Origin of the sequence: Halorussus litoreus, assembly GCF_003382685.1 — an archaeon.
In the GTDB taxonomy this organism is placed as follows: domain Archaea; phylum Halobacteriota; class Halobacteria; order Halobacteriales; family Haladaptataceae; genus Halorussus; species Halorussus litoreus.
Map to the genome: position 1 here is coordinate 12,862 of NZ_QLVG01000056.1, position 23,940 is coordinate 36,801.

Sequence of the window (23,940 nt, forward strand, 5' to 3'; positions counted from 1 at the left end):
GGGTGGAGTTCACAGCCGGACCGGCACGCCCCGCTCGTCCAGATACTCCTTGGTCTCGCGGATAGTGTAGTCGCCGAAGTGGAATATGGAGGCCGCGAGCCCGGCGTCCGCGCCCGCGTCGGTGAACACCTCGTACATGTCCTCGGGACCGCCACAACCCGACGAAGCGATGACGGGAGTCGAGACGGCGTCGCAGACCGCCTTCGTCAGCGGGATGTCGTAGCCGTCCTTCGTGCCGTCCTTGTCGATGGAGTTGACGAACAGTTCGCCAGCGCCGCGAGCCTCGGCCTCCTCGGCCCACGAGACCACGTCGAGACCGGTGCCCTCGCGGCCGCCCTTGACGGTGCACTCGAACCAGCAGGACTCGCCGTCGACCTCGACGTAGTGGTCGCCCTGCTCGTCGTACCGGCGCTTGGCGTCGACCGAGATGACGATGCACTGGTTGCCGAACGCCTCCGCGCCGACCTCGATGAGGTCCGGGTTCGCGATGGCTCCGGAGTTGATCGACACCTTGTCCGCGCCGGCCCGGAGGGTCTCGCGGATGTCCTCTTTGGTCCGGATGCCCCCGCCGACCGTGAGCGGGATGAACACTTCGTCGGCCACGTCCTCGACCACGCCGAGCATGGTCTCGCGGCCCTCGGCGCTCGCGGTGATGTCGAGGAAGACGAACTCGTCGGCCCCGGCCTCGTTGTACGCCCGAGCCATCTCGACCGGGTCGCCCGTGTACTGGAGGTCTTCGAAGTTGACCCCCGTGTACACCGCGGGGTTGCCCTCGTCGTCTAAGTCCACGTCGATGCACGGGATGATGCGCTTGGTGAGGGTCATTTCGTTGGTCGTGGATTGGGACGAACGGGGTTTCACGGTTTCGACTACGGCAGCGTCTCGGAATCGAATCAGTGACTCTGTTACTGCCGGTCGACCTTCCAGTTGCGGTCGGCGCGTGCGGGCGCGCCCTCGTGGCGCGACATCTCGCGCGAGGGACGAGTAGCGCAGGTCGGAGTGAAACGGAGACCGAGGCTTGCGAGACGCCGCAGGCGTCTCGCTGCTCTGCGAACTGCGTTCGCAGACAACGCAGGAGGCTGGGGAGGTGTGAGGCTCGCGGTCGCGGAGCGGTTGCGGTGCTGTGCGGTTGCGGTGCTGTGAGGTGCTGTGCGGTTGCGGTGCTGTGGGGTGCTGTGCGGTGCGGTCTCTCATATGCCTCGGAGGTAGCTAGCTTCTCCGGTACCAAAACGTACGACTTGAGTAGCCGAGTCCACCACTCACGTCCCGAATCCCAACTTTCACCACCACAGCTACCGAATCGCCCGACGACCATGACCTGCAAGATGGTGATTCTCGCCACGCGCACGGACGACACCAGCCACGAGGAGTGCATCGAGTACATGCACGAGGAGCACGCGCCGCTGGTCAACGCCCTGCCGAACCTCCGACGGTACAATTCCTCGGTCCCGCTCGACCCCGAGGCGGCGGGCTACGACTACGTGGCCCAACTGTGGTTCGACGACCCGGGCGCGATGAACGAGGCGTTCGAGTCCGAGAAAGGGCAGGCGGTGCAGGCCGACGCTACGAACTTCCTCGACATGGACGAGACGCTGATGATCCCTGCCGCAGACGAGACGACGCACTTCGAATCGGAGTAAATTGTCTCCGTTTTGGTTGATTTTCGCAGTACAACGACTTTTATAGCAAACACCGGTTAGAAAGCCCCCGCCCGCTCGCGGTCGCTCAGCGACATATCCTCGCTCCCTGACGCTCGCTCGGATAGGGGCCGCTGAGGCGACTGAAGTGAGCGCGAGCGGGCGGCCCCTTTCAGTCCCGCCCGGCGGAATCTGCGGCACCGAACACTTCCCGGTGGACTGCGGAACCGAGCGAGAGCCTCAGACCGCCCCAGCCTCCTGCGGTCCTCAGTCCTCGCTTCGCTCGTCCTTGCGGTCCTCGTCCACCGTCGGAGCACGCTCCGACGAGCCTGCGCTCGGTTCACTCGCGCAGACCTCGCACGCTTTGGCGCGGCACAGAGGCCACGGCTCGCGACACTCGCCAAGACGCCAGCGCGCGCCGACGATTTAAACTGAGCCTCACACTCACTCCAGTTTCGAATCTTCGGACTCACTCCAGTTCGTACACTCGCGCCTCGTAGGGGCGCAGCTCGAAGGACCGTGGCTTTGCACCGTCCACCGGATAGTTGCTCACCAGCAGTTCCGTCCCGTCGAACGCGACCTCGGCGGGTAGCGAGAACGTCGGCGTCCCGTCGCGGAAGTTCAGCACCACGAGGACTCGCTCGTCGCCGAGCGTCCGCAAGAAGGCGTACACGTCCGGGTCGTCGGGCAGGAGCAGGTCGTAGCTGCCGTACACCAGCACGTCGCGGGCGTGGCGGAGGTCGATCAGTTCCCGGTAGTAGTGCCAGATGGAGTCGTCCTTGTGCCGGGCATCCGCGACGTTCACCGCCTCGTAGTTCGGATTCACTGGAATCCACGACTCACCGTCGGTGAAGCCCGCGTACTCGTCGTCGGACCACTGCATCGGCGTCCGGGCGTTGTCGCGGCTCCGCATCGTGACCACCTCCAGAATCTCCGCTCTCTCCCAGCCGTCCGCCTTCTTGCGCTCGACGAAATTGCGGGCGCTCACGTCCCGGACCTGCGCCTCGCGCTCGAACGGGAAGTTGGTCATCCCGATCTCGTCGCCCTGATAGACGTACGGCGTCCCGCGAAGGGTGAACAGCAGGGTGGCGAGCAGCTTCGCGGACTCGATTCGGTAGAGCCCGTCGTCGCCGAATCGCGAGACGATGCGGGGCCAGTCGTGGTTGCCGAGGTAGACGCTGTTCCAGCCCTCGCCTTCGAGGCCGTTCTGCCACTTGGTGAGGACCTGCTTGAACTCCGCGAGGTCCCACTCGCCGATGGACCACCGGTTGCCCGTCTCGCCGTAGTCGAGGCTGACGTGCTCGAAGTGAAACACCATGTTCAGGCCGTCGCCGTCCGGGCCGAGGTACCGCTGGGCCTCCTCGACGGTCGCGCCGGGCATCTCGCCGACGGTCATCACGTCACGGCCCGCCAGCACCTCCTCGTACATCTCGGCGACGAACTCGTGGGCGCGCGGCCCGGACGTGAAGTGCTCGGAGCCGGTCCAGCCCGAGTCGGCGTCGCCGTCCGGCAGCCCCTCGGCCTTTGAAATGAGGTCGATGACGTCCATCCGGAAGCCGTCGATGCCCTTCTCGAGCCACCAGTCCATCATGTCGTAGATGCGCTCGCGCACCTCGGGGTTGTCCCAGTTCAGGTCGGGCTGCTTCTCGTCGAATAGGTGGAGGTAATATCGGGCCGTGCGCTCGTCGTACGTCCACGCCGGCCCGCCGAACGCCGACTCCCAGTTGTTCGGCGGTTCGCCCTTGCCGCCCGGTCCGTCCCCACGGCCCTCGCGCCAGATGTAGAAGTCCCGGTAGTCGCTGTCCCGCGATTGCCTCGACTTCCGGAACCACTCGTGCTCGTCGGACGTGTGGTTGACCACGAGGTCCATCACGAGCTTGATCTCCCGGTCGTGGAGGCCCGCCAGCACGTGGTCGAAGTCGTCCATCGTGCCGTACTCCGGCATGATGGACCGGTAGTCGCGGATGTCGTACCCGTGGTCGGCGTCCGGCGAGTCGTACACCGGATTGAGCCACACCACGTCGACGCCGAGTGCGTCGAGGTAGTCCAACTTGGCCTCGACGCCCGGCAAGTCTCCGAAGCCGTCGCCGTTGGCGTCGTAGAAGCTCCGAGGGTACAGCTGGTAGACGACCGCCTCTTTCCACCACTCGCGCTTCGGGCCGATGCCGGTCGAGTCCGCCGTTTCGGTGGAATCCATCGCTTCGGTCGAATCCCCAGTCCGACGCGTTCCGTTCGTCTCTCCGGAATCTCCGCCCAGCTCCCCAGAATCCATGTGCCGAACGACGGCCTCTGACCGCTTAGGTTTGGTTGCGCTTAAGTGGGAGGCGCGGGAAGCTCTCGGTATGGACGACCACGACGACCACGAAGACGTCGAACACGGACACGACGTGGAGGGACTGGACCGCGTGACCTCGCCGATGCAGCACTACTCGATGCGACAGGTCGGGCTGGGTACCGTGGTCCTCGCTATCGGGCTCGCTGTAGCGTTCGTCCTGCCGCTCGTCGCGGCGTAACGGTCCCGGAACTCTACTCGAAGGAACCGTATCGCGAGAAGTGCTTTATTTTCCCTCGGCTCCGCAGCGGTGAGCAACTGGCGCAGAGACCGAGTCGGAGTTCAGTCCAGTTCGCGAGCCAGCACGTCCCGCAGTTCCGCGATTTCGGCTGCGTCGTAGGTCAGCGTCTCCTCGCCGACCGTCAGGTCGAGCGCGCCCGAGTCGTCGGCCCGCCCGATGTCTGCGACCGGTGCGACGCCTGCGAAGCGCTCGCGGACCGAATCGGGGTCGGTCGTCTCCACGACAGCGCGGCCGGGCCTCTCGGTGAACAGGAGTTCCGCCTGCGTCCCCTCACCTTCGATTTCGGCCGTCAGGCCCGCCTCGCCGGTGACCATCTCCGCGAGCGCGACCGCGAGGCCGCCGTGGCTCACGTCGTGGACCGCCCGCGTCGCGGACTGGTCGGCGACCGCGGCGAGCGCTTCGACGACTTCGCCGGGGTTCTCCGGCAGTCGGGGGAACCGGTCGCTCCCGCCTATCTGCGCGAGGTACTCCGAGCCGCCGAGAGCGGATTCGTCGTGGCCAGAGCCGCCCGTGATACCGATTCCGCCGACGACGAGCAGCGTTCCCTCTCCGGAGACAGCCGCGGGTGGGGCGTCGTACCCCTCCTTCGTGCCGGTCATCGCCAGCGTGGGCGTCGGTGGAATCGGTCCCGAGGGCGAGTCGTTGTACAGCGAGACGTTCCCGCCGACGACCGGCGCGTCGAGTTCCCGGCACATGTCCGCGAGGCCATCGACGATTCCCTTGAAACCACCGTACACCTCGGGCTTTTCGGGGTTGCCGCCGTTGAGGCAGTCGACCGCTGCAAGGGGCGTCGCGCCTTTCGCGGCGAGGTTAGTGGCGTTCTCCAGCGCGACCGCGCGCGCACCGTCGTACGGCGCGGCGGTGGTCCAGTTCGGGTCCGCGCCCGAGGAGATAGCGAGACCTTTTTCGGCCTCTCGTAGCGCGAGCACCGCCGCATCGTCGCCCGGTCCGGTCGCGGTCCGGACCTGCACCTCGTGGTCGTACTGGCGGTACACCCAGCGCTTGCTCGCAGTGTTCGGACTCCCGATCACGGCCTCGAACGCCTCGCGCAAATCGGCGTCCGGAAGGTTGCGCTCGGGCTGGGTCGGCTCCACGGAGTCGAGGTCGTTCATCGGCGCGCCGTCGCCGAGGAACTCCGCGTCGGCGTCGACGACCGTTTCTCGGCTTCCCGAGTCGCCTCGCTCCTCGGTCGGCTTTTCCGAGGCGTTCGCCTCGCTATCGAAAGTGCAGACGTAGTTCCCGTCGGTCACCTCGCCGATGACCGAGCAGCCGAGGTCGTACTTCTCGGCGACCTGCTCGACCGCCTCGACGTTCTCGGGTCGGACCTCGTAGGCCATCCGCTCCTGGGACTCGGCGAGCAGAATTTCGAGGGCGTTCATGTTCGGCTCGCGCTGGTGGACCCGCTCCAGTTCGATCTCCGCGCCGAGGCCGCCCTTCGCGACCATCTCGCTGGTCGCGCCGCCGAGACCCGCAGCACCGAGGTCACGGGCGGCCTCCACGAGGTCGCGGTCGATCAGCGCCTCGTTGGCCTCGACGAGCAGCTTCTCGGTGTAGGGATCGCCGACCTGTACTGCAGGCCGGTCCTCGGTCTCGGCGTCCTCCGAGAGGTCCTCACTGGCGAAGCTCGCGCCGCCGAGGCCGTCGCGCCCGGTCGCGTTCCCCACGAGGACGAGCTTGTTCCCGGGTTCCTTCGCGTCGGCGGTGACGAGCCTGTCGGCGTCCAGGAGGCCCACGCAGGCCACGTTGACCAGCGGGTTGCCCTCGTAGTCGTCGTGGAACACCGTGCTCCCGGCCACCGTGGGGACGCCGATGGAGTTGCCGTAGTCCGAGATGCCCTCCACGACGCCCTCTAGCAGGTAGCGGGAGTGCTCGCGGTCGAAGTCCCCGAAGTACAGCGAGTCGGCCAGCGCGATGGGGTACGCGCCCATCGACAGCGTGTCGCGGACGATGCCGCCCACGCCGGTGGCCGCGCCGTCGTAGGGGTCCACGAACGACGGGTGGTTGTGGCTCTCGACGCCCATCGTGATGTAGGTAGCGTCGCTTTGCGACGAAGACGAAGCGTCGCCTTGCGACGATTCGTCACCATCCGCGACTTCCACGACTGCGGCGTCGTCGCCGGGGCCGACGACGACCTGCTCGCCCGTCGAATCGAACGCCGACAGGAGCGGTCGCGACGAGCGGTACGCGCAGTGTTCGCTCCAGAGGTTCTCGAACAGCGCCGCCTCGGCGGGGGTCGGCTCCCGGCCGAGTTCGGCGACCACGAGTTCGCGGTCGGACTCGGAGAGACTCATTCACTCTCCTGTACAGACAGCGCGGATTAATGCCTTTCCATGTGCAGGGACGTGGATACATCGGTCGGTGGAGAGTGAATCGGGAGCGTCGGCGGGAAATCCGACTGCTTCGTCACCAAAATCGCTCCATTTCAAAGTACATAATCAACAAAACTTGACATCGTACTGATCTCGGCGTCCACAGGCCAACTCATAAATTATATTTCGATATACGAAATATGTCGCTCGCCGCTGTAATTTCCCCTCTGGAGTTCCGGGACCCTCCGCGGCTGCTTGGCTCGAGCAAAATCCGGCGATTCAGCCGTTGAAAATGGGTTTCCTCGGAGAGTGCCTCGACCCGATTCGACCCGCTGGTCAGCGTTGCCCACCTCGACAGCCCTATGTGGACTCCCTCCGAACCCCGCAGTAACTGCGACACCGGGCTCACGATGCTGGAATACACCTTCTCAATCGAACACGACGGCTGTTGGACCCAGAGCGTCAACGCGGTCTTCCCCGACGTCACGGCGACTATCCTCCACTCGTACCGGCTCACCGGCACGAGCATCACCATGATCGAGGTCAACGGCGTCGACGACGGGACCATCGACGAACTGGTCGACTGGCTCGCCGACCACCCCGTGATGAACGCGAGCCGGCTGGTGAGCTACGACGCCGACCGCGGGAGGGCGTTCGTCAGCCTCGAAGGCGACTACGACACCGATACCGAGCCGGTGCTGAACGTGTTGCTCCGGAACAACGCCTTCCCGACGGTTCCCGCGACGGTGATCCGCGGGCGCGAGAACTGGAACGTCCTCGTGTCGAGCCACGAGGAGGTGAGCCGGACCCACGAGGAGCTTCAGGAGCTGGGCTCGGTCGACGTGGAAGCGCTCCGCCAGCCGAACACCGACCGGCTGCTCACCGGGCTGACGGAGCTCAAGGAGGCGGTCCAGAACCTCTCGCCGCGACAGCGCGAGTTGCTCTCGCTCGCCATCGAGGAGGGGTACTACGACTCCCCCCGGTCGTGCAACATCGAGGAACTGGCCGAGCTCGACTCGGCGAACATGTCCACCGTCGGCGAGCACCTCCGCCGGTCGGAGGCGAAGATTCTGAACGGCGTCGCGACCATGCTTGGCGACCCGGAGAAGACGGCCGAGCAGGGCGAGCGCAGTTAGAACTCGTCGAGGTACTCCTCGCGTTCCCAGTCGGAGGTGTGGCCCATCGAGCGGTCGAACTCGTCGCGCTTGAGCTTCAGGAACTCGTCGACGAGCGACTCGCCCAGCGCCTCCCGCAGCACGTCGTCGCCGTCCAGATGGTCGAGCGCGGACCACAGCGTCCGGGGAAGCATCTCGTAGTCCTCCTCGTAGGCGTTCTCCATGGTCGGCTCGCCGGGGTCGGTCTCGTTCCGGATGCCGTCCAGTCCCGCCGCGAGCGAGGCAGCGAGTCCGAGGTACGGATTGCACGCGGAGTCGGGAACTCGGTGTTCGATCCGCGTCGCCGGGCCGAGTTCCGGCGGGAGCCGCAGCACCGTCGAGCGGTTGTCGGGCCCCCACGCGATGTTGACGGGTGCCCAGATGCCGGGGACCAGCCGCTTGTATGAGTTGACCGTCGGCGCGCAGATGGCCGTCAACGCCTTCATGTGGTCGAGCAGCCCGCCGACGAAGTGGCGGCCGGTCTCGGACAGGCCGGACTCGCCCGCGGGATGTTTGCCTGCTGGGAACTCCACGTCGTCGGTGTCGCTGGCGAACAGGTTCTCGGACTCGTCGGCGTCCCAGAGGCTGAGGTGGTAGTGCATCCCGTTTGCGTCCTCGCCTGTGTACGGCCGGGGCATCATCGACGCCTTGTGCCCGCGGTCGCGCGTGGTAGACTTGAGCATGTGCCGCGCGAAGACGATGCCGTCGGCCATCGAGACCGCGCCGTCGTACTCGACGTTGAGTTCGTACTGGCCGGGCTGGGACTCCTGGTGGATGCCGAGCACGCGGTGGCCGGCGGCTTCCATCGCTGCGCGCCAGTCCTCGATCAGCCCCGCTCCCGAGTCGAGAGCGTCGAGGTCGTAGGAACTCCGATCGTTGAACGGGACCCAGTCGCCGTCCTCGTCCTCGGTCATGACCGAGAACTCCAGTTCGACGCCCGCGAACGGCTCGAACCCCTCCGAGCGGAGGTCTTCGACGACGCGTTCGAGCGCGGTCCGCGCGCAGAGGTCGAACGGCGTGCCGTCGACGTTCGTCAAACTCGCGAACACCGCGGCCGTCCCGTCAGCCCACTCGACCGGCCGTACCGACTCGGGGTCCGGAACGGCCAGCATGTCCCCGCCCTCCGCGCCGTACTTCGGGTCGTCGAGCAGGTCCGGTTCGAGCGTGAGTTCGGCGACGCCGTTCGCGAACCCGACGCCCTCCTCGAGCGCGTGCTCGGCTTCCGCCGCCGGCAGCGCGATGCCGCGCCCCACGCCGTTGATGTCGGTCCATATCAGCCGCGCCCGGTCGTAGTCGGAGAGAGCGCTCATCGGAATACCGGGTGGAAGAACGTGCCGGACTATACGATTTGCCCGCACATCTGCGAGTGGTTATGAGTGCCTGCGTGAGCGAAGGGACGCCATTCCCTCCCGCCGGCACGTATAAACACCCCCAAATCCACTGGATAACACTTAGGCGACCCTGTCGACCGTGATGGGGCATGGACTCGTACGACCTGCTGATCGACGGCGAACGCCGGGGGACCTCGGACACAATTCCAGTCGAAGACCCCGCGACGGGGGCGATAATCGGTGAGGTAGCGAAGGGCGACGCCGAGGACGCGAGCGACGCCATCGAGGCGGCACACTCGGTGCGCCGCGAGTGGGCCGACAGCGCGCCCGCAACGCGCGAGTCGGCGCTTCGCGCGACCGCAGACCGAATCGAGGAGAGCGCGGACGAAATCGCCGGACTGCTTTCCCGGGAAACCGGAAAGTGTCTCTCGACGGCCGAGGGAGAAGTCGCCGAGACGGTCGCCCAGTTCCGGTTCTACGCGGGCGCGGTCGACAAGGTTCGGGGCGACACCATCCCGACCGCCTCGAACCGGCTGAACTACACCAAGCGGGTTCCCTACGGCGTCACGGCCCACGTCGTCCCGTGGAACTACCCCCTGTTGCTCGGCACCCGCGGGTTCGCGAGCGCGCTCGCGACGGCCAACACCGTGGTCGCCAAACCGCCGAGCCACGCACCGCTGACCACGATGCTGGTCGGCGACATCCTCGTCGAGGAGTTCCCGGACGGCGTCGTGAACGTCGTTCCGGGACCGGGCTCGTCGGTCGGCGCTGAACTGTCTTCGACCCCCGACGTGGATGCGATCACGTTCACCGGATCGACCGAGGTCGGCAAGCGGGTCCTCGCGTCGGCCGCGGACAACGTGACACACGTCGACCTCGAACTGGGTGGGAAGGCCCCGGCCATCGTCCTCCCCGACGCCGACGTGGAGAACGCCGCGCGGGGCGTCGTCGCCGGCATCTTCTCGAACGCTGGGCAGAACTGTGTCGCCACCTCGCGGTGTCTCGTCCACGAGTCGGTCCACGACGAACTGGTCGAGAAGGTGGTCGAGAAGACCGAGCGAATCGCCTTGGGGCAGGGGACCGATTCCGCGACCGACATGGGACCGGTCATCTCCCGGGATGCGCAGGCCACGGTTCTGGACTACGTCGAGTCCGCGCGCGAGGAGGGCGCGACGCTGCTGACCGGCGGCGGGGTCCCCGACGACCCCGAACTCGCGGACGGCCACTTCGTGGAACCGACCGTGTTCGACCACGTGACCCCGGAGATGACCGTCGCGTGCGAGGAGATCTTCGGGCCGGTGCTCGCCATCGTTTCGGTCGAATCGGTCGAGGAGGCGATCTCGGTCGCCAACGACTCGCCGTACGCGCTCGCGGCGGCGCTCTGGACGGAGCACCTCGACGCCACGCAACTGGCCGATCGGCTCGACCACGGCCTCGTCGGCGTCAACACGTTCCCGGTGTCGATGCCCCAGAGCCCGTGGGGCGGCAACAAGGAGAGCGGCATCGGGCGCGAGGGCGGCCTCGAAGGCGTCGACGCGTTCACGACCGTCGACAGCGTCGTGGTCGAGTTCGACGACGTGGACGACCCGTACTGATCGGCGACAGCGGGGTCGCCCGCGCCGCAGTGATTTAAGCGACCGCAGATGTGAGACAGAACGGCGTTGGGTCGAAGCGCGAAGGTGCGCACGAACGAACCGAACCATGACACGAAATATTCGAATCGAACCATGACCCGAGATATCCAGATGTGGAACGTCCCGAACCGGGTGCTGTTCGGCTGGGGGAGCGTCGAGCAGGTCGGCGAGTACATAGCGGAGTTCGACGCCGAGCGAGCGCTCGTCGTGACGGACTCGGGAGTCGAAGCGGCCGGCGTCCTCGACCCGCTGCTCGAATCGATAGACGACGCCGGGAAGACCTACGAGGTGTGGGCCGGCGTCGAACCGGACCCGACGGACGAGGTAGTCCACGAGGCGGCCGCGGCCTACCACGAGGCTGACGCCGATCTCGTCCTCGGCGTGGGCGGCGGGTCGTCCATTGACACCGCGAAGGCCACCGCCATCCTCGCGACGAACGACGGCGGCATCCTCGACTACAAGGGAAGCGGCAACGTCTCGGACGAACTCCCGCCGACCGTCTACGTCCCCACGACCGCCGGGACCGGCAGCGAGGTCGGCCACTGGACCATCGTGAAGGACGCCGAGACGAACGTCAAGGAGGAGATCGGCGACGTGAAACTGCTCGCCGACCTCGCGGTCGTGGACCCGGAGCTGACCGCCAGCGCGCCCGAACCGGTCAAGGCCGCGACCGGGATGGACGTGCTCACCCACGCGGTCGAGGCGTACGTCTCCATCAAGGCCCAGAGCCAGACCTCCGCGCTCGCGCTCGACTCCATAGAGAAGGTCGGTCGGTATCTGCCCCGCGCGGTCGAGTACCGGGGCGGCGACCGCGAGGCGCTCTCGAAGATGGCGCGGGCGAGCACGCAAGCCGGGATGGCGTTCAACGGCGCGGGACTCGGCGCTGTCCACGCCATCTCCCATCAGATCGGCGGGAAGTTCGGCGTCCCACACGGACTCGCGAACGCCATCGTGCTGCCGTACGTGATGGAGTACAACCTGCCGCAGGTCCCCGAACTGCTGGTCGAGGTCGCGGAAGCGCTCGGTGAGGACGTCGACCGGTCGAAGCCCGCCAGCGTGGAGGCGTACAAGGCCGTCCGCGCGACGCGACGCCTCGCCGAGTCGGTCCGCATCCCGGAGACCCTCGCCGCGACCGACGCCGAGGCCGACGCGATTCCGGAGCTTGCCGAACAGGCGCTCGACGACGGGAGCCTGACCGGGAACCCGCGGACGACGGAGCGGGAGGACCTCGAAGAGATTCTCGAAAACGCCTTCGCGGGCGAGTTCCGGTACGACAGCGTGCTCTGAGGCGAACGCGACTCGTTCCGGTTTGAAAACACGTCGTAGTCGTGGCCGAGGGAGTATCAGCAGTCGAGGGACGTTCCATTCCGAGGGTCGGCATTCTTGTTTTCAGTCCGGTACGTCTCGGTAGCCGAAGCGAGATAATACGCAGTGACGACGTGATCTAGGTGCTCGTCTGGCCCGTTAGACGACGAGCGCGTGGTTCCGAAGCGAGTTTCTACTGCTAGATACACGCCTTCCGAACGTGATTCGGTGTCGAGGATTGCAGGCTCTACTGGGTCAGTTATCGTCTCGTCATCTTTAGTTACTATTCTTTGTTTCTCCCAACGACTTCACTGGGGATCGATCATCCACGTGACGATTGGCAAACCAAGAATCGCAACGAGTAGGACGAGTAATGTGGGTATGTTTTCAAGGCGACAATAATAGTAATGCGGGCCGGTAGATAAGCAGGAAGCCTTCGGGAAGAATAGAGTCGGAACTAGGATAAAAGCAAGAATGGCTACTGAAAGGACAATAGTTGCTTTTTTAATATTACTAAGGGGCATGGTGTGTTGAGTACGGGGGTTCAGTGTATGTGAATCGCTTGGCAGTTCTGGCCGCTCGATATTCGAGTTTTCAACTGAGGGGCCTGTCGAGAGACCTTTTCGCCAATTCGGGTAGTAGTATAGTAAACTTATACTTATTGGTCCTCCCGTATTTGGACAGGCCGTACTCCCAGACCGGGGCGTTTTTGCCACCCCCATCCGAACCATCACCCGTGCTATCGGTCGAGCTTCACGCCCACTCGTCGCTGTCGTACGACGGTCGGGACGACGTCGACCTGCTGCTGGAGCAGGCCGCCGCCGTCGGGCTGGACGCGCTGGCGATCACCGACCACGACGAGATCGACGCGAGCCTCGACGCCGCGGCGAAGGCCGCCGACTACGGGCTCGTCGGGATTCCGGGGATGGAGGTGAGTTCCGCAGCGGGTCACGTGCTCGCGCTGGGCGTGCGCGAGCGGGTCCCCGCGGGGCTGTCGTTCGTCGAGACGCTCGACCGCATCCGCGAGCAGGGCGGCGTCGCGGTCGTACCCCACCCGTTCCAGAAGTCCCGGAGCGGCGTGATGGCGAAGATCGGCGAGGAGGAACTCACCGAGGCCGACGCCATCGAGGTGTACAACTCCCGGCTGCTGACCGGCCGGGGCAACCGGAAGGCCCGGCGGTTCGCCGAGCGCCACGGCCTGCCCCAGACCGCGGGCAGCGACGCCCACATCAGCGAGATGGTCGGACAGGCGGTCACGCTCATCGACGCCGACGAGCCGACCGCCGAGGCGGTGCTCGACGCCATCCTCGACGGTCGGACCAGCGTCGAGGGCAAGCGCACCCCGTGGCACGTTAGCTTCCGGCAGGCCGCGGGCGGGGCCAAGCGCCGCGTGAAGAACCGCCTGGCGAGCTTCTGGTGATGCCCGACGACGAATCGAAGGAAAGCGACCACTCGCAGGCCGAAAGCGCTGCCAGAATCCGTGGCGTGCCGGTCGAACTCGTCGAGCGAGCGGTCGCGGAGGGAAACCCGCTGCCGGGCGCGAGGGCGGACCTACGTCCGGACGAGCGGACTGCTGGCTCGCTCGCGCCCGCAGACGCGGGCGCGAGCGAGCCAGCAGTCCGCGGATTCGCCGGGCGGCTTCCCGACGGTCGCCTCGTCCGCGACGTGCTGGGTCGCCAGCCGATCTTCGTGGAGCGAGGCGAGTCGGCCACGGCAGACGCCAGTTGGTCGTTCTCGCCCCACGACCTCGCCGCCCCCGAATCGCTTCCCGCGGGCCACGTTCTCGCTGTTGGGGACTCTGCCGGAGACTCGAACTCCGAACAGCTGCTCTCGCTCCCCGACCCAGACCAGTTCGAGCGCGACGACGAAGCGGTCCAGCGAGTCCGAGATTCCCTCCGCGCGAGCCTCGACGCGGTCGGCGTTGACGGGCTGGCGGTCGCGTTCTCCGGCGGGGTCGACTCGGCAGTAGTCGCGAGTGCGTTCGACGCGCCCCTCTACGTGGTCGGCTTCCCCGACAGCCACGACGTGGCGGCCGCGCGGCGCGCTGCCCGGCTGATGGACCGCGAGGACGACCTGCGGGTCGTGGAACTCGACGCCAGAGACGTCGAGCGCGCGGTGCCGACGGTCGCCCGTGCGACCGGCCGGACGAACGCGATGGACGTTCAGATCGCGATTCCGCTCTATCTCGCGGCAGAGCGCGCCGCCGCGGACGGCTTCGACCGGCTCGCCGTGGGACAGGGCGCGGACGAACTGTTCGGCGGGTACGCCAAGGTCGCCCGCGCGCCCGAGGACCCGCGCGTCGCGGCCGAGACCGTCCGCGGGGCCGCCCGCGAGATGGTCCGGAGCCTGCCCGGCCAGATCGAGCGAGACGTGCTCGCGCTCCGCGACGCCGGGGTCGAGCCGGTTGCACCGCTGCTCGACGACCGGGTGGTCCGCGCCGCGCTCCGGCTGCCGGGCGACCTGCTGGTCGACTCCCGTGGTGAGCGCAAGGCGGCGCTCCGGTTGGCGGCCCGCGAGTTCGTCCCCGACCCGGTGGCGTTCCGCGAGAAGAAGGCGGTCCAGTACGGGAGTCTGGTCGCACGCGAACTCGACCGGCTGGCCCGGCAGGCCGGGTTCAAGCGCCGGATGGACGACCACGTCTCGCAATTCGTCGAATCGCGCGTCGAGTGAGGGTCGAGGTGATGGGAGGCCGCGCTCGATTATCCTATCCACACCGCGCTCCATTACGCAAACCCACCGGCGCACGCTGCGCGGCGCTCTCGTGCGCCGCGCAAAGCGTGCGAGGGACGAGGACTGCAGGTCGGAGCAACGCGGAGACCGAGGACCGCAGGAGGCTGGGGAGGTCTGCGGCCCGCGGTCGCGGTGCGTTCACGCCGAGGCGCAAGCAATAGATGGCTTCCTCGCCACGTTCAACTCCGAATTCTCGAAGACAGACAATCAAAAAACTACGAAAGACCACAGAGAACTCCCGAATTCCCGGACTAATATTCCGCCACCTTCTCGATAGCCTCGACACCCAACTCGACGACCTCCGTCTCGATTTCGTCGCTCGCACGAAGCTCCGCAGACGTAAACCACTCCCACGCCTCGGCAGTCGCCTCATCGTGGCCCTCCGGCGCGATTTCACGACCCTCCACCTCCCCGAAGTACACGAAGTCGATGTGCTGGTGACCCACCTCACCGTCGGGATGCACGTTCACGTCGAACAGCATCACGTGCTCGGCGGGCGGTAGCTCCTTACCGGACTCAGCGTCGACGTTCGTCTCGGGTTCGAGCAGGTCCACGTCGAGGCCGATCTCTTCGCGGACCTCGCGGCGGGCCGCCTCCCGCGGGAGTTCGTCGCGGTCGACGTGCCCGCCGGGCGCGACCCACTTGTCGAGGCGGTCGTGGTGGTGCAGGGCGAGCGCGCCGTCGTGGACGGCGTACACCGTCGCGGTAAAGTGGCGGGTCGTCTCCATGCTCTGAGCAAGCGAGACGAGGGGCTTTCCGGTTACGGTTCCGGGTCGGCTACTCGGTTCGGACGACCGCGACAAAAACAGGAATTCAGGGCGCGATAGTATCTTCCTTCGCTTCGAGGAGTTCGTGGTAGCGGTTTCTGATGGTGACCTCGCTGATGTCCGAGACCTCGCTGACCTCGCTCTGGGTCACCTTCTCGTTGCTGAGCAGCGCGGCGGCGTAGACGGCGGCGGCGGCGAGACCGACCGGCGACTTGCCGCTGTGGATGCCCTTCTCGGTCGCGGTGTCGAGCAGGTCCCGAGCGCGGCGCTCGACCTCCTCGGAGACGCCCAGGTCCGAGACGAACCGCGGGACGTAGCTCTTCGGGTCGGCGGGCTTGATCTCCAGATTCAGTTGGCGGACCACGTAGCGGTACGTTCGCGCGATCTCGTCCTTGTCGACGCGCGAGACGTTGGTGATCTCGTCGAGGCTCCGCGGCGTGCCGGCCTGCCGCGCCGCGGCGTACAGCGCCGACGTGGCGACCCCTTCGATGGAGCGGCCGGGCAGGAGGTCCTCGTCGAGCGCGCGCCGGTAGATGACCGACGCGGTCTCGCGGACGTTGTCCGGGAGGCCGAGCGCGGAGGCCATCCGGTCGATCTCGCCGAGCGCCTGCTTCAGATTCCGCTCTTTTGAGTCGCGCGTCCTGAAGCGCTCGTTCCACTTGCGCAGGCGCTGCATCTTCTCGCGCTGGCGCGCGCCCAGCGAGTTGCCGTACGCGTCTTTGTCCTGCCAGCCGATGTTGGTCGACAGCCCCTTGTCGTGCATCGTGTTCGTCGTCGGTGCGCCCACGCGGGACTTCTCGTCCTTCTCGGCGGCGTCGAACGCGCGCCACTCCGGGCCGGGGTCGATCTGGTCCTCGGAGACGACGAGGCCGCACTCGGTGCAGACGGTCTCGCCGCGCTCGTCGTCGGTGGCGAGTCGGCTCCCGCACTCCGGACAGCGGTTCTGTTCGCGCTCTGCTTCCTGCTCGGATTCGCCCTCGCGTTCCGAGTGGTGTTTGCGCTCCGTTTCGTCGGCCGTTCGTTCGTCGTTCCGATCTCGAGTTCGTGTGTCGGTCATTGTGGGAGTTCGTCGGATAGCTATAGGCAGATGGTGGAATGTGCTGCAGTCGGGCCGCTCCGAAGGTCGGTCAGAAGACGATACGTTCTAGCGCCCGAACCAACTTAAATACTGTGGCGTCCTCGGTAACAGGCCGCGTTCGCGCTTCGGTCGACTTCGACCGGTCTTGCCGGTTGTACCTTCTATTTTGCCCGCCCTACCGGACTGCTCGATTCACCAATCTTTTATATGAGAATAGAAGGCTGGCGGGGTCAGCGGTGGTATCGAAACCCTTACCGCCGGCCCACGGGTTGTACCCGGTATGAGCGACACGTCCCCCGGTCCGGAGGAGGTCCGCCACGTGGCCGACCTCGCTCGCGTCGGCCTCGACGACGAGGAGGTCGAGCGGTTCACCGACCAGTTCGCGGACATCCTCGACTACTTCGAGACGCTCGAGGAAGTGCCGGAAGTCGACCGCGAGGCCGACCTCGTGAACGTGATGCGCGCAGACGAGGTGCGCGACTCGCTGACCCAGGAGGAGGCGCTGGCGAACGCGTCCGAGACCGAGGACGGCTACTTCAAGGGACCGAACGTCTCGTAACTTCTGGAGGATTCACGCATGAGCGCAGACTACAACATCTTCGTCACGGAGGAGACAATCGAGGGCGAGTCGGACGGCCCTCTCGCGGACAGGACCGTCGCGGTCAAGGACAACATCAGCACCGAGGGCGTTCGCACCACCTGCGGCTCCGAGATGCTCGACGACTACGTCCCGCCGTACGACGCCACGGTGGTCGAGGAGCTGAAGCAAGCGGGCGCGACCATCGTCGGCAAGGCCAACATGGACGAGTTCGGGATGGGCTCGACCACGGAGACCTCTGCGTTCGGACCAACAGAAAATCCCGCCGCGCCGGGTCGGGTTCCGGGCGGCTCGTCCGGCGGCAGCGCGGCCGCGGTCGCCGCGGGCGAGGCCGACCTCGCGCTGGGCTCGGACACCGGCGGGTCGGTCCGCAACCCCGCGGCGTTCTGCGGCGTCGTCGGCATCAAGCCCACCTACGGCCTCGTCTCCCGGTACGGCCTCGTGGCCTACGCCAACAGCCTCGAACAGATCGGCCCGCTCGCGCCGACGGTCGCGGAAGCCGCCGAACTGCTCGACGTGATTAGCGGCCCGGACGAGAACGATGCAACAACCAGACAGGAGGGAGCAGAATCTGACTACGCCAGCGCGGCGACCGGCGACCTGGACGGCACCACGATTGGTGTCCCCACGGAACTCGTCGAGGGCGCGGACGAGGGCGTCCGCGAACGCTTCGAGGACGCCCTCGACGACCTCCGCGCGCAGGGCGCGACCGTCGAGGACGTGTCGTTGCCCTCCATCGAGCACGCCGTGGAGGCGTACTACGTCATCGCGATGTCCGAGGCGTCCTCGAACCTCGCGCGCTTCGACGGGGTCCGGTTCGGCACGTCGGGCGGCTTCGAGGGCAACTGGAACGAGGCGTTCAGCAGGTCCCGCGAGGCGTTCGGCGAGGAGGTCAAGCGCCGCATCCTGCTGGGCACCTACGCGCTCTCGGCCGGCTACCACGACAAGTACTACAAGCAGGCTCAGGACGCCCGGGCGTGGGTCAAGCAGGACTTCGACGAGGCGTTCGAGTCGGTGGACGTGCTGGCGAGTCCGACGATGCCAGTCCCGCCGTTCGAGCAGGGCGAGAGCCTGGACGACCCGCTCCAGATGTACCTCGCGGACGCGAACACGGTTCCCGTGAATCTGGCCGACCTGCCCGCGATCTCGGTTCCGGCGGGCGAAGTGGACGGTGGGCCAGTCGGCATCCAGTTCGTCGGCCCGGCGTTCGGTGAGGACGAGATTATTCGCGTCGGAAGTGCGGTCGAGAACTGAACGAATTCACTTCTTGCGGGGTTCTGATGGGACAGTAGAACTGACGAGGAGTCATCGAAAGCCCTCGGCGCGGTCACGCGAGCGAAGCGAGTGTGACGTTGTCTGCGTGAGCGCCGCGAACGCAGGTTCGACGGACGGGTCCGTCGGCGTCGGAGCTTGTCTCCGACAGAACTCGCGGTCGTTCAGCGGGATATGTGGCGCGCGCAGTTCTGCGCGCGCCACATAGGGCCGCGCTGAAACGACCAGGATAAACGCGAGCGCCCTCGCCCTTTCAGTCCGCCATAAGGCCGGTCAGCTCACCGAGCACAGCCGTAGAACCACACTCAGCGCGGCGTGAGCCCGACGCCTTCCGCCAGCAGTTCGTGCGAGCGCAGCGCATCCTCGTGGTCGCCGACGACGTGCTGAATCATCACCTCGTCGACGCCGACGCGGTCGGCGAGTTGATTTAGCAGTCCGTCGAGCGTCTCCGGACTCCCAGAGATGGCCCGCGGCCACTCGTCGGCGTCGAGCGTGGCCGGCGTGGGATCGGGAACGCCGCCGAGTTCGTCGATGGCCTCCTCAACCGATGGACGGGTGCCGACCTCGCCGCGCTGCATGCGCTTGTACGACGCCTCGGCCACCGCGCGGAGCCGGGCGGCGTCCTCGTCGGTCTCGGCGGCGATGGCGTTCGCGGCGATCATCCCCTGCGGTTCGTCGATGCCGCCCGAAAGCTTTGACGGCTGGAACTGCTCGCGGTACTCCTCGAAGGCGTGTGTCGCGAACTGCGGCCGGATGAACGCCGCGAAGCAGAATCGCAGGCCGAGCTTCCCGGCGATGGCCGCGCTCGACGGGCTCGATCCGAGCACCCACGGCACCGGCGGCTCCTCACCAGAACGCGGGATCTCGATGTCGCTGTAGGGGTGGCTCTCGGGGTAGTCGTCGTACAGGTGGTTCGCTACGGCCTCGATCTTCTCTGTGTGGTCCTCGTCGGGGTTCTGGACGCGGCGGTCGGTCCCGAGCGCGCGGTCGACGGCCGGCGAGCCGTTCGCCCGGCCCAGTCCGGCGTCGATGCGCCCCGGCGCGAGCGCGTCGAGCGCGCCGAACTGCTCGGCGACCTTGAACGGGCTGTAGTGGTTGAGCAGGACCGCGCCGGAGCCGAGCCGGATCGAATCGGTCCCGGCCGCGAGGTGGCCGAGCAGCACCTCGGGCGTCGTTCCGGCGAGCGTGTCGGCCATGCCGTGGTGTTCGGCGACCCAGACTCGCGAGTAACCGAGCTGTTCGGCCTGCTGGGCGATCTCGACGGTGTTGGCGTACGCGTCGGTCGCGGTCCCGCCGTCTGGAACCGGTGAGAGGTCGACGATGGAGAGTTCCATACTCGGACTCGGAGACTGCGAGGCAAAACGGTTTGGCTACCAGCAGTTCCACGTCAGTTCGCCATCTTTCGACTGAACTCCCGCAGCGAAGAACGATTTTCACCGACTTCTATCATTTATCCCATGATTGTCAACCTTCAAGACCCTCCGATGAGTAACAAATAATAGATGTCAACTAAAAGTGGCGACAACGCGCTGATTCGAACGTACGCCGACCGGTTCGGGGAACCGCTCACGAACGACGAGGCGTACGGCTACTGGCTGTTCGTTGCCGGCGTCGTACTGGGAGCTATCGGGGTTCTCGCGATGCTGACGACCGACGGGATCAGCACTACGCGGGAACTCGCCATCGCGCTCTCGGGGCTCGGACTGACGGGCGCGGTGACGGGCCTCGTCGTCGGCCAGTCGTTCAACCGGCGCGCGAAACTGCTCGTCTACCTCGGGGCCGCGCTCGCCGTGGCTGCGGTCGCGTGGTTCACGTCCGTCTACCCCGGCAACTGGGAACTCGGCCGCTCGGCGACCACGAACGTCGTCCTGCTGTACACCGCCGGAATCGGCATCGTCGCCGTCTCCGGCGTCGTCGCACCCGTCGTCGTCGGGCAGAGCCGCGCCCGTGCGGCCGCCGAGGAGGCGCTCGTCGCCGCCCGCTCCGACGCCACCGAGCGCGGTGAGGAGGTCGAACGGCTCCGCGAGAAGCTCGACGACCGCGAGGAGCGCATCGAAGAACTCGAAGCCGACTTCGACATGGCCCGGACGGCCAGCGAGGTAGCCGCGGAGGAACGCGACGAGGCGCGGGCCGACGCCGAGGCACACCTCGAGCGACTCCACGACAGCAGCGCGACGTTCGAGGTGTACAAGGACAAGGCCAGCGAGTGGCGCTGGCGGCTGATCCACCGGAACAGCAACATCATCGCGACCGGCGGCGAGGGCTACGCGAGCGACCGCAACGCCCGGCGCGGGATGCGGAGCGTGAAGCGCAACTCGCTCGGCGCGGAGGTGCGCTGGATCCGCGACGAGGAGGAACCCGAGCCCGAGCCCGAACCGGTGCTCGAAGACCCGCAAGCGACCTTCGAGCTGTACCGCGACGACGCCGACGAGTACCGCTGGCGACTCCGCCACGACAACGGCGAGATCATCGCGGCGGCGGCCCGCGGGTTCTCCTCGAAGTCGGCCGCGCGCAACGGCCTCGACTCGGTGCGCACGCACGTCGGTCCGGCCGACTACCTCGAATTCGATCCGACCGCGTTCGAGGTGTACGAGGACGCCGCGGGCGAGTACCGCTGGCGGTTGGTCCACCGGAACGGCCGAATTCTGGCCGACTCGGGCGAGGGGTACGCCTCGCGCTCGAACGCCCGCCGCGCGGTCGAGAGCGTCACCGCGACCGCCGAGTCCGCCGAGGTCGACGCCGACTCCGGCGCACGCTTCGAGGTGTACGAGGACGCTGGTGGCGACTATCGCTGGCGACTCGTGAGTTCGAACGACGAGATCGTCGCGGACTGCGGGCAGGGGTACAGCGACCGCTCGGGCGCGACCGAGGCGGTCGAGCGCGTGCGGGGCTACGTCCCGGACGCCGACACCCTGACGGTGGGCGAGGCCGCCGTCGAGGTGTACGAGGACGCCGCGGGCGAGTACCGCTGGCGGCTTCGCCACCGCAACGGTACCATCCTCGCCACCGGCGGCGAGGGGTACAGCGACCGCTCGGGAGCCGTGGACGGCGTCGACAGCGTGAAGCGCAACGCGCCGAACACGCCGGTCGTCGAGGAAGACGAGCAGGAGACGCAAGTCTAGATTCGGCGGCGCTTCTGCCCCAGACTATATTTTCGAGAGAGAAAGCAAAGAGAGTGGAGAGGCGGGAAAGACGGAAGTGGAGAAGCGGGAAAGATGAAAGTGGAGAAGCGGGAAAGAGAGGGTGAACTTACTCGCTGTACGCCAGATTCATGATCCACTGCGAGAAGGCGTCGCTCTCGGCGTCGATCTCCTCCTCGCCGATGAACGGCGACAGCATGTCCCCGGCCATCAGTAGCGAGAAGTCAAGGTCGCGGGCCGCGGGCGTGATGAGGTAGGTGTTGTGACCGTTGTAGACGGTCTCCTCGCGCTGGACCAGCTCCTTCTCGTCGAGCGACTCCACGATGCGGCTCCCCTTCCGGGAGTCGACGCCCATCTCCTTCCAGAAGTCGCTCTGGTGGATGCCGCCGCTCTCGCGCACGAGTTCGAGGCCGGCGTACTCCTCCTCGCTGAGGTCCTCCTCGGATACTGCCATGCGGTACTCTCGGACCGGCGACCGTTTAAATCTGACCGTCCGCGTCGTCGGTTTCGCTCTCATCGACGGGGTCGCCCCCACTGTCGACCACATCGTATTCGGTCTCGCAGGGCCGCCCGTCGGCGAACCAGTAGCGAGCGTCGCCGTCCGCGCCCACGGCAATCAGCGACGACGACCGGGTGCCGAAGTCGGTCCCGAGGACGCAGGTGCCCAGATCGTGGTCGCGCATGACCGCCGCGGCGGCTATCGGAGCGTCAGCGAACACCCGCCACGCGAGGACCAGCGTACACACGGGGGTGACCAGGGGCCAGCAGTGCTAAAGCTTCGTGGCTGTTCGCGGGGATTTCGTGGCCGGTGAAGCCCGGTTCGCTCGTTCGGAAATCAGATGGCTCTCGGGAAGGACAACCTATCGAAATGCGCGGGCCGGTGAAACGGTCACTGGGCGTGCGCTCGTTCGACCTTCCACTCGGCGCGTGCGGGCGCGACCTCCGTGTCGCGCCAAAACGCGCGAGGGACGAGTAGCGCAGCGAAGCGAGCAACGCAGGAGGCTGGGGAGGACGAGGTGCGGTGCGGTCGCGGTTGCGGTGCGGTTGCGGTCACGCCGAGGCTCAAGCGATAGATAGCTTCAGAATTCTCTTCTCCTTGCGGTGGCGAATCGGAAGAACACTCCGACTCATCACTGTGAACCGACGATTCCAACGAGCGAACGACTGCTTGAGCCACGGAGACCACATAGCACCGCCACTAAAACCACACTTCAGCGCGCCCACAACCAGCCACTTCGCCACCTCAACTCCCGTCCTCACCACCGACAGACTTCCGAAGAATCTCGCGCACCGCCTCGCGCTCGACGGTTCCCGAGGCCGTTCGCGGGAGTTCGTCGGCGAACGCGACCGTCCGAGGACGTTCGAAGCCCGCGAGCCGACCTTGGCAGTGGTCGACCACCGCCTTCTCTGACACACTCGCTCCCGACTCTGGGACCACCAGCGCCCCTATTCGCTCGCCCCACTCGTCGTCGTCGAGGCCAACCACGGCCGCGTCGCGCACGTCCGGGTGTTCGCGCAGGGCCTCGACCACTTTGCCGGGATGGACGTTCTCCCCGCCGGTGACGATGCGGTCCTCGCGGCGGTTGAGCACCCAGAGCCGTCCGTCCTCGTCGCGGTAGCCCACGTCGCCCGTCCGCAAGCCGTACTCGCCGAAGGCGTCCGCGGTCGCATCCGGATTCCCGTAGTAGCCAGCCATCACCGTCGGTCCCGAGACGGCGAGTTCGCCGATCTCGCCCGGTTCGACTGGCGAGCCATCGTCACCGACCACGGTCACGTCGGTCCACAGGAGCGGCCGTCCCACGGTCCCGCGGTGCGCGAACGCCTCGTGGGGTCGCGCCGTGGCGATCTGGGAGGTCGTCTCGGTCATGCCGTAGGTCGGGTGGACCGGCACGCCGGACGATTCACAGCGCGCGAGGAGGTCGTCCGGGGTTGGCGCGCCGCCCAGCAGAACGAAGCGGAGGGAGTCGGCGAGTCCCGTATCGTTCGCGGCATCGTCCGAGGCTCCGTCCGAAACGTCGAGCATCCGGCGGAGCATCGTCGGCACGAGCGAGACGCCGGTGACCTCGTACTTCGCGATGGCGTCGACGGCCGCGCCCGCGTCGAAGCCCTCCTGCAAAACGACGGTGGTGCCGTACAGCGCCGACCGGAGAACCACCGACAGCCCGCCCATGTGGTACATCGACAGGCAGAGCAGCCAGCGGTCGTCGGGGGTCACGCCCAGCCGGAACGCCGAGGCGGTCGCGCTCGCGAGGAAGTTGCCCGTCGTCAGCTCGACCGCCTTGGGGTCGCCCGTGGTGCCGGAGGTGAACAGCAGCGCCTGCGTGTCCGACCGGGACCACTCTGCCGGGAAGGAAGGGCCAGTTGCTGCACCATCGGTTGCTGGGCTCGCGGCGGCCGGCTCGCCGGCCGCCG

Annotated in this window: 20 protein-coding genes; 10 read left to right on the plus strand and 10 right to left on the minus strand. The window is 66.8% G+C overall.

Translation table 11 applies throughout. The annotated features are described in order from the left end of the window. Nucleotides 1-9 precede the first annotated feature (9 nt). Entirely contained in the window at nt 10-825 is an 816-nt protein-coding gene (gene hisF, locus DPQ64_RS15755) for an imidazole glycerol phosphate synthase subunit HisF (RefSeq protein ID WP_115865268.1), read from the minus strand. A 488-nt stretch (nt 826-1,313) separates the two neighbouring features. Here hisF and DPQ64_RS15760 point away from each other — a divergent pair, with 488 nt between their 5' ends. Then, entirely contained in the window at nt 1,314-1,640 is a 327-nt protein-coding gene (locus DPQ64_RS15760; protein WP_198662160.1) for an EthD family reductase, read from the plus strand. A gap of 466 nt (nt 1,641-2,106) precedes the next feature. Here DPQ64_RS15760 and DPQ64_RS15765 read toward each other — a convergent pair whose 3' ends face one another. After that, entirely contained in the window at nt 2,107-3,834 is a 1,728-nt protein-coding gene (locus tag DPQ64_RS15765; RefSeq protein WP_115865269.1) for a glycoside hydrolase family 13 protein, read from the minus strand. 145 nt (nt 3,835-3,979) lie between these two features. Between DPQ64_RS15765 and DPQ64_RS19335 the strand changes: the two genes are divergently transcribed. After that, complete coding sequence (locus tag DPQ64_RS19335) at nt 3,980-4,150, plus strand: DUF7550 family protein (protein ID WP_198662161.1); 171 nt, start codon at nt 3,980-3,982, stop codon at nt 4,148-4,150. A gap of 101 nt (nt 4,151-4,251) precedes the next feature. Here DPQ64_RS19335 and purL read toward each other — a convergent pair whose 3' ends face one another. After that, the gene (gene purL, locus DPQ64_RS15770; protein WP_115865270.1) at nt 4,252-6,501 is read right to left on the minus strand and encodes a phosphoribosylformylglycinamidine synthase subunit PurL; all 2,250 of its coding nucleotides are present in this window, start codon (nt 6,499-6,501) and stop codon (nt 4,252-4,254) included. A gap of 428 nt (nt 6,502-6,929) precedes the next feature. Between purL and DPQ64_RS15775 the strand changes: the two genes are divergently transcribed. Then, entirely contained in the window at nt 6,930-7,655 is a 726-nt protein-coding gene (locus DPQ64_RS15775) for a helix-turn-helix domain-containing protein (protein WP_115865271.1), read from the plus strand. Here DPQ64_RS15775 and DPQ64_RS15780 read toward each other — a convergent pair. Then, the gene (locus DPQ64_RS15780) at nt 7,652-8,983 is read right to left on the minus strand and encodes a glutamine synthetase family protein (protein ID WP_115865272.1); all 1,332 of its coding nucleotides are present in this window, start codon (nt 8,981-8,983) and stop codon (nt 7,652-7,654) included. The genes DPQ64_RS15775 and DPQ64_RS15780 overlap by 4 nt on opposite strands. 170 nt (nt 8,984-9,153) lie before the next feature. Here DPQ64_RS15780 and DPQ64_RS15785 point away from each other — a divergent pair, with 170 nt between their 5' ends. The 4 genes from DPQ64_RS15785 (at nt 9,154) to DPQ64_RS15800 (ending at nt 14,613) form a co-directional block, all read left to right on the plus strand. Beyond that, entirely contained in the window at nt 9,154-10,599 is a 1,446-nt protein-coding gene (locus DPQ64_RS15785; RefSeq protein WP_115865273.1) for an aldehyde dehydrogenase family protein, read from the plus strand. A 132-nt stretch (nt 10,600-10,731) separates the two neighbouring features. Further along, complete coding sequence (locus tag DPQ64_RS15790; protein WP_198662162.1) at nt 10,732-11,925, plus strand: iron-containing alcohol dehydrogenase family protein; 1,194 nt, start codon at nt 10,732-10,734, stop codon at nt 11,923-11,925. 754 nt (nt 11,926-12,679) lie between these two features. Beyond that, nucleotides 12,680-13,363, plus strand: a complete 684-nt coding sequence (locus DPQ64_RS15795; protein ID WP_115865275.1) for a PHP domain-containing protein — start codon at nt 12,680-12,682, stop codon at nt 13,361-13,363. Between the two features lie 56 nt (nt 13,364-13,419). Continuing rightward, entirely contained in the window at nt 13,420-14,613 is a 1,194-nt protein-coding gene (locus DPQ64_RS15800; RefSeq protein WP_394338836.1) for an asparagine synthase C-terminal domain-containing protein, read from the plus strand. Between the two features lie 311 nt (nt 14,614-14,924). Here DPQ64_RS15800 and DPQ64_RS15805 read toward each other — a convergent pair whose 3' ends face one another. Continuing rightward, nucleotides 14,925-15,401 (minus strand): NUDIX domain-containing protein, encoded by a 477-nt coding sequence (locus tag DPQ64_RS15805; protein ID WP_115865277.1) that lies wholly within the window; start codon nt 15,399-15,401, stop codon nt 14,925-14,927. A gap of 85 nt (nt 15,402-15,486) precedes the next feature. Continuing rightward, entirely contained in the window at nt 15,487-16,497 is a 1,011-nt protein-coding gene (locus tag DPQ64_RS15810; protein WP_115865278.1) for a transcription initiation factor IIB, read from the minus strand. 301 nt (nt 16,498-16,798) lie between these two features. On the opposite strand from DPQ64_RS15810, the gene gatC reads away from it, so the two are divergent. Then, nucleotides 16,799-17,077 carry an Asp-tRNA(Asn)/Glu-tRNA(Gln) amidotransferase subunit GatC gene (gatC, locus tag DPQ64_RS15815; protein WP_115865279.1) on the plus strand — a complete coding sequence of 93 codons (279 nt, stop codon included), beginning with the start codon at nt 16,799-16,801 and terminating at the stop codon, nt 17,075-17,077. A gap of 18 nt (nt 17,078-17,095) precedes the next feature. Further along, nucleotides 17,096-18,370 carry an Asp-tRNA(Asn)/Glu-tRNA(Gln) amidotransferase subunit GatA gene (gene gatA, locus DPQ64_RS15820; RefSeq protein WP_115865280.1) on the plus strand — a complete coding sequence of 425 codons (1,275 nt, stop codon included), beginning with the start codon at nt 17,096-17,098 and terminating at the stop codon, nt 18,368-18,370. Between the two features lie 323 nt (nt 18,371-18,693). Here the strand turns inward: gatA and DPQ64_RS15825 are convergent, their stop codons facing one another. Next, entirely contained in the window at nt 18,694-19,722 is a 1,029-nt protein-coding gene (locus tag DPQ64_RS15825; protein ID WP_115865281.1) for an LLM class flavin-dependent oxidoreductase, read from the minus strand. Between the two features lie 168 nt (nt 19,723-19,890). On the opposite strand from DPQ64_RS15825, the gene DPQ64_RS15830 reads away from it, so the two are divergent. After that, nucleotides 19,891-21,510 (plus strand): YegP family protein, encoded by a 1,620-nt coding sequence (locus DPQ64_RS15830; RefSeq protein ID WP_115865282.1) that lies wholly within the window; start codon nt 19,891-19,893, stop codon nt 21,508-21,510. Nucleotides 21,511-21,637: 127 nt separating this feature from the next. On the opposite strand, the gene DPQ64_RS15835 is transcribed toward DPQ64_RS15830, so the two are convergent. The 3 genes from DPQ64_RS15835 to DPQ64_RS15845 form a co-directional block, all read right to left on the minus strand. Beyond that, nucleotides 21,638-21,982, minus strand: coding sequence for a helix-turn-helix transcriptional regulator (locus DPQ64_RS15835; protein WP_115865283.1), 345 nt, complete (start codon nt 21,980-21,982; stop codon nt 21,638-21,640). Between the two features lie 25 nt (nt 21,983-22,007). Then, the gene (locus DPQ64_RS15840; RefSeq protein WP_115865284.1) at nt 22,008-22,274 is read right to left on the minus strand and encodes a hypothetical protein; all 267 of its coding nucleotides are present in this window, start codon (nt 22,272-22,274) and stop codon (nt 22,008-22,010) included. A gap of 497 nt (nt 22,275-22,771) precedes the next feature. Next, the coding region (locus DPQ64_RS15845; RefSeq protein ID WP_157971750.1) for a class I adenylate-forming enzyme family protein at nt 22,772-23,940 on the minus strand (1,169 nt) is incomplete at its 5' end.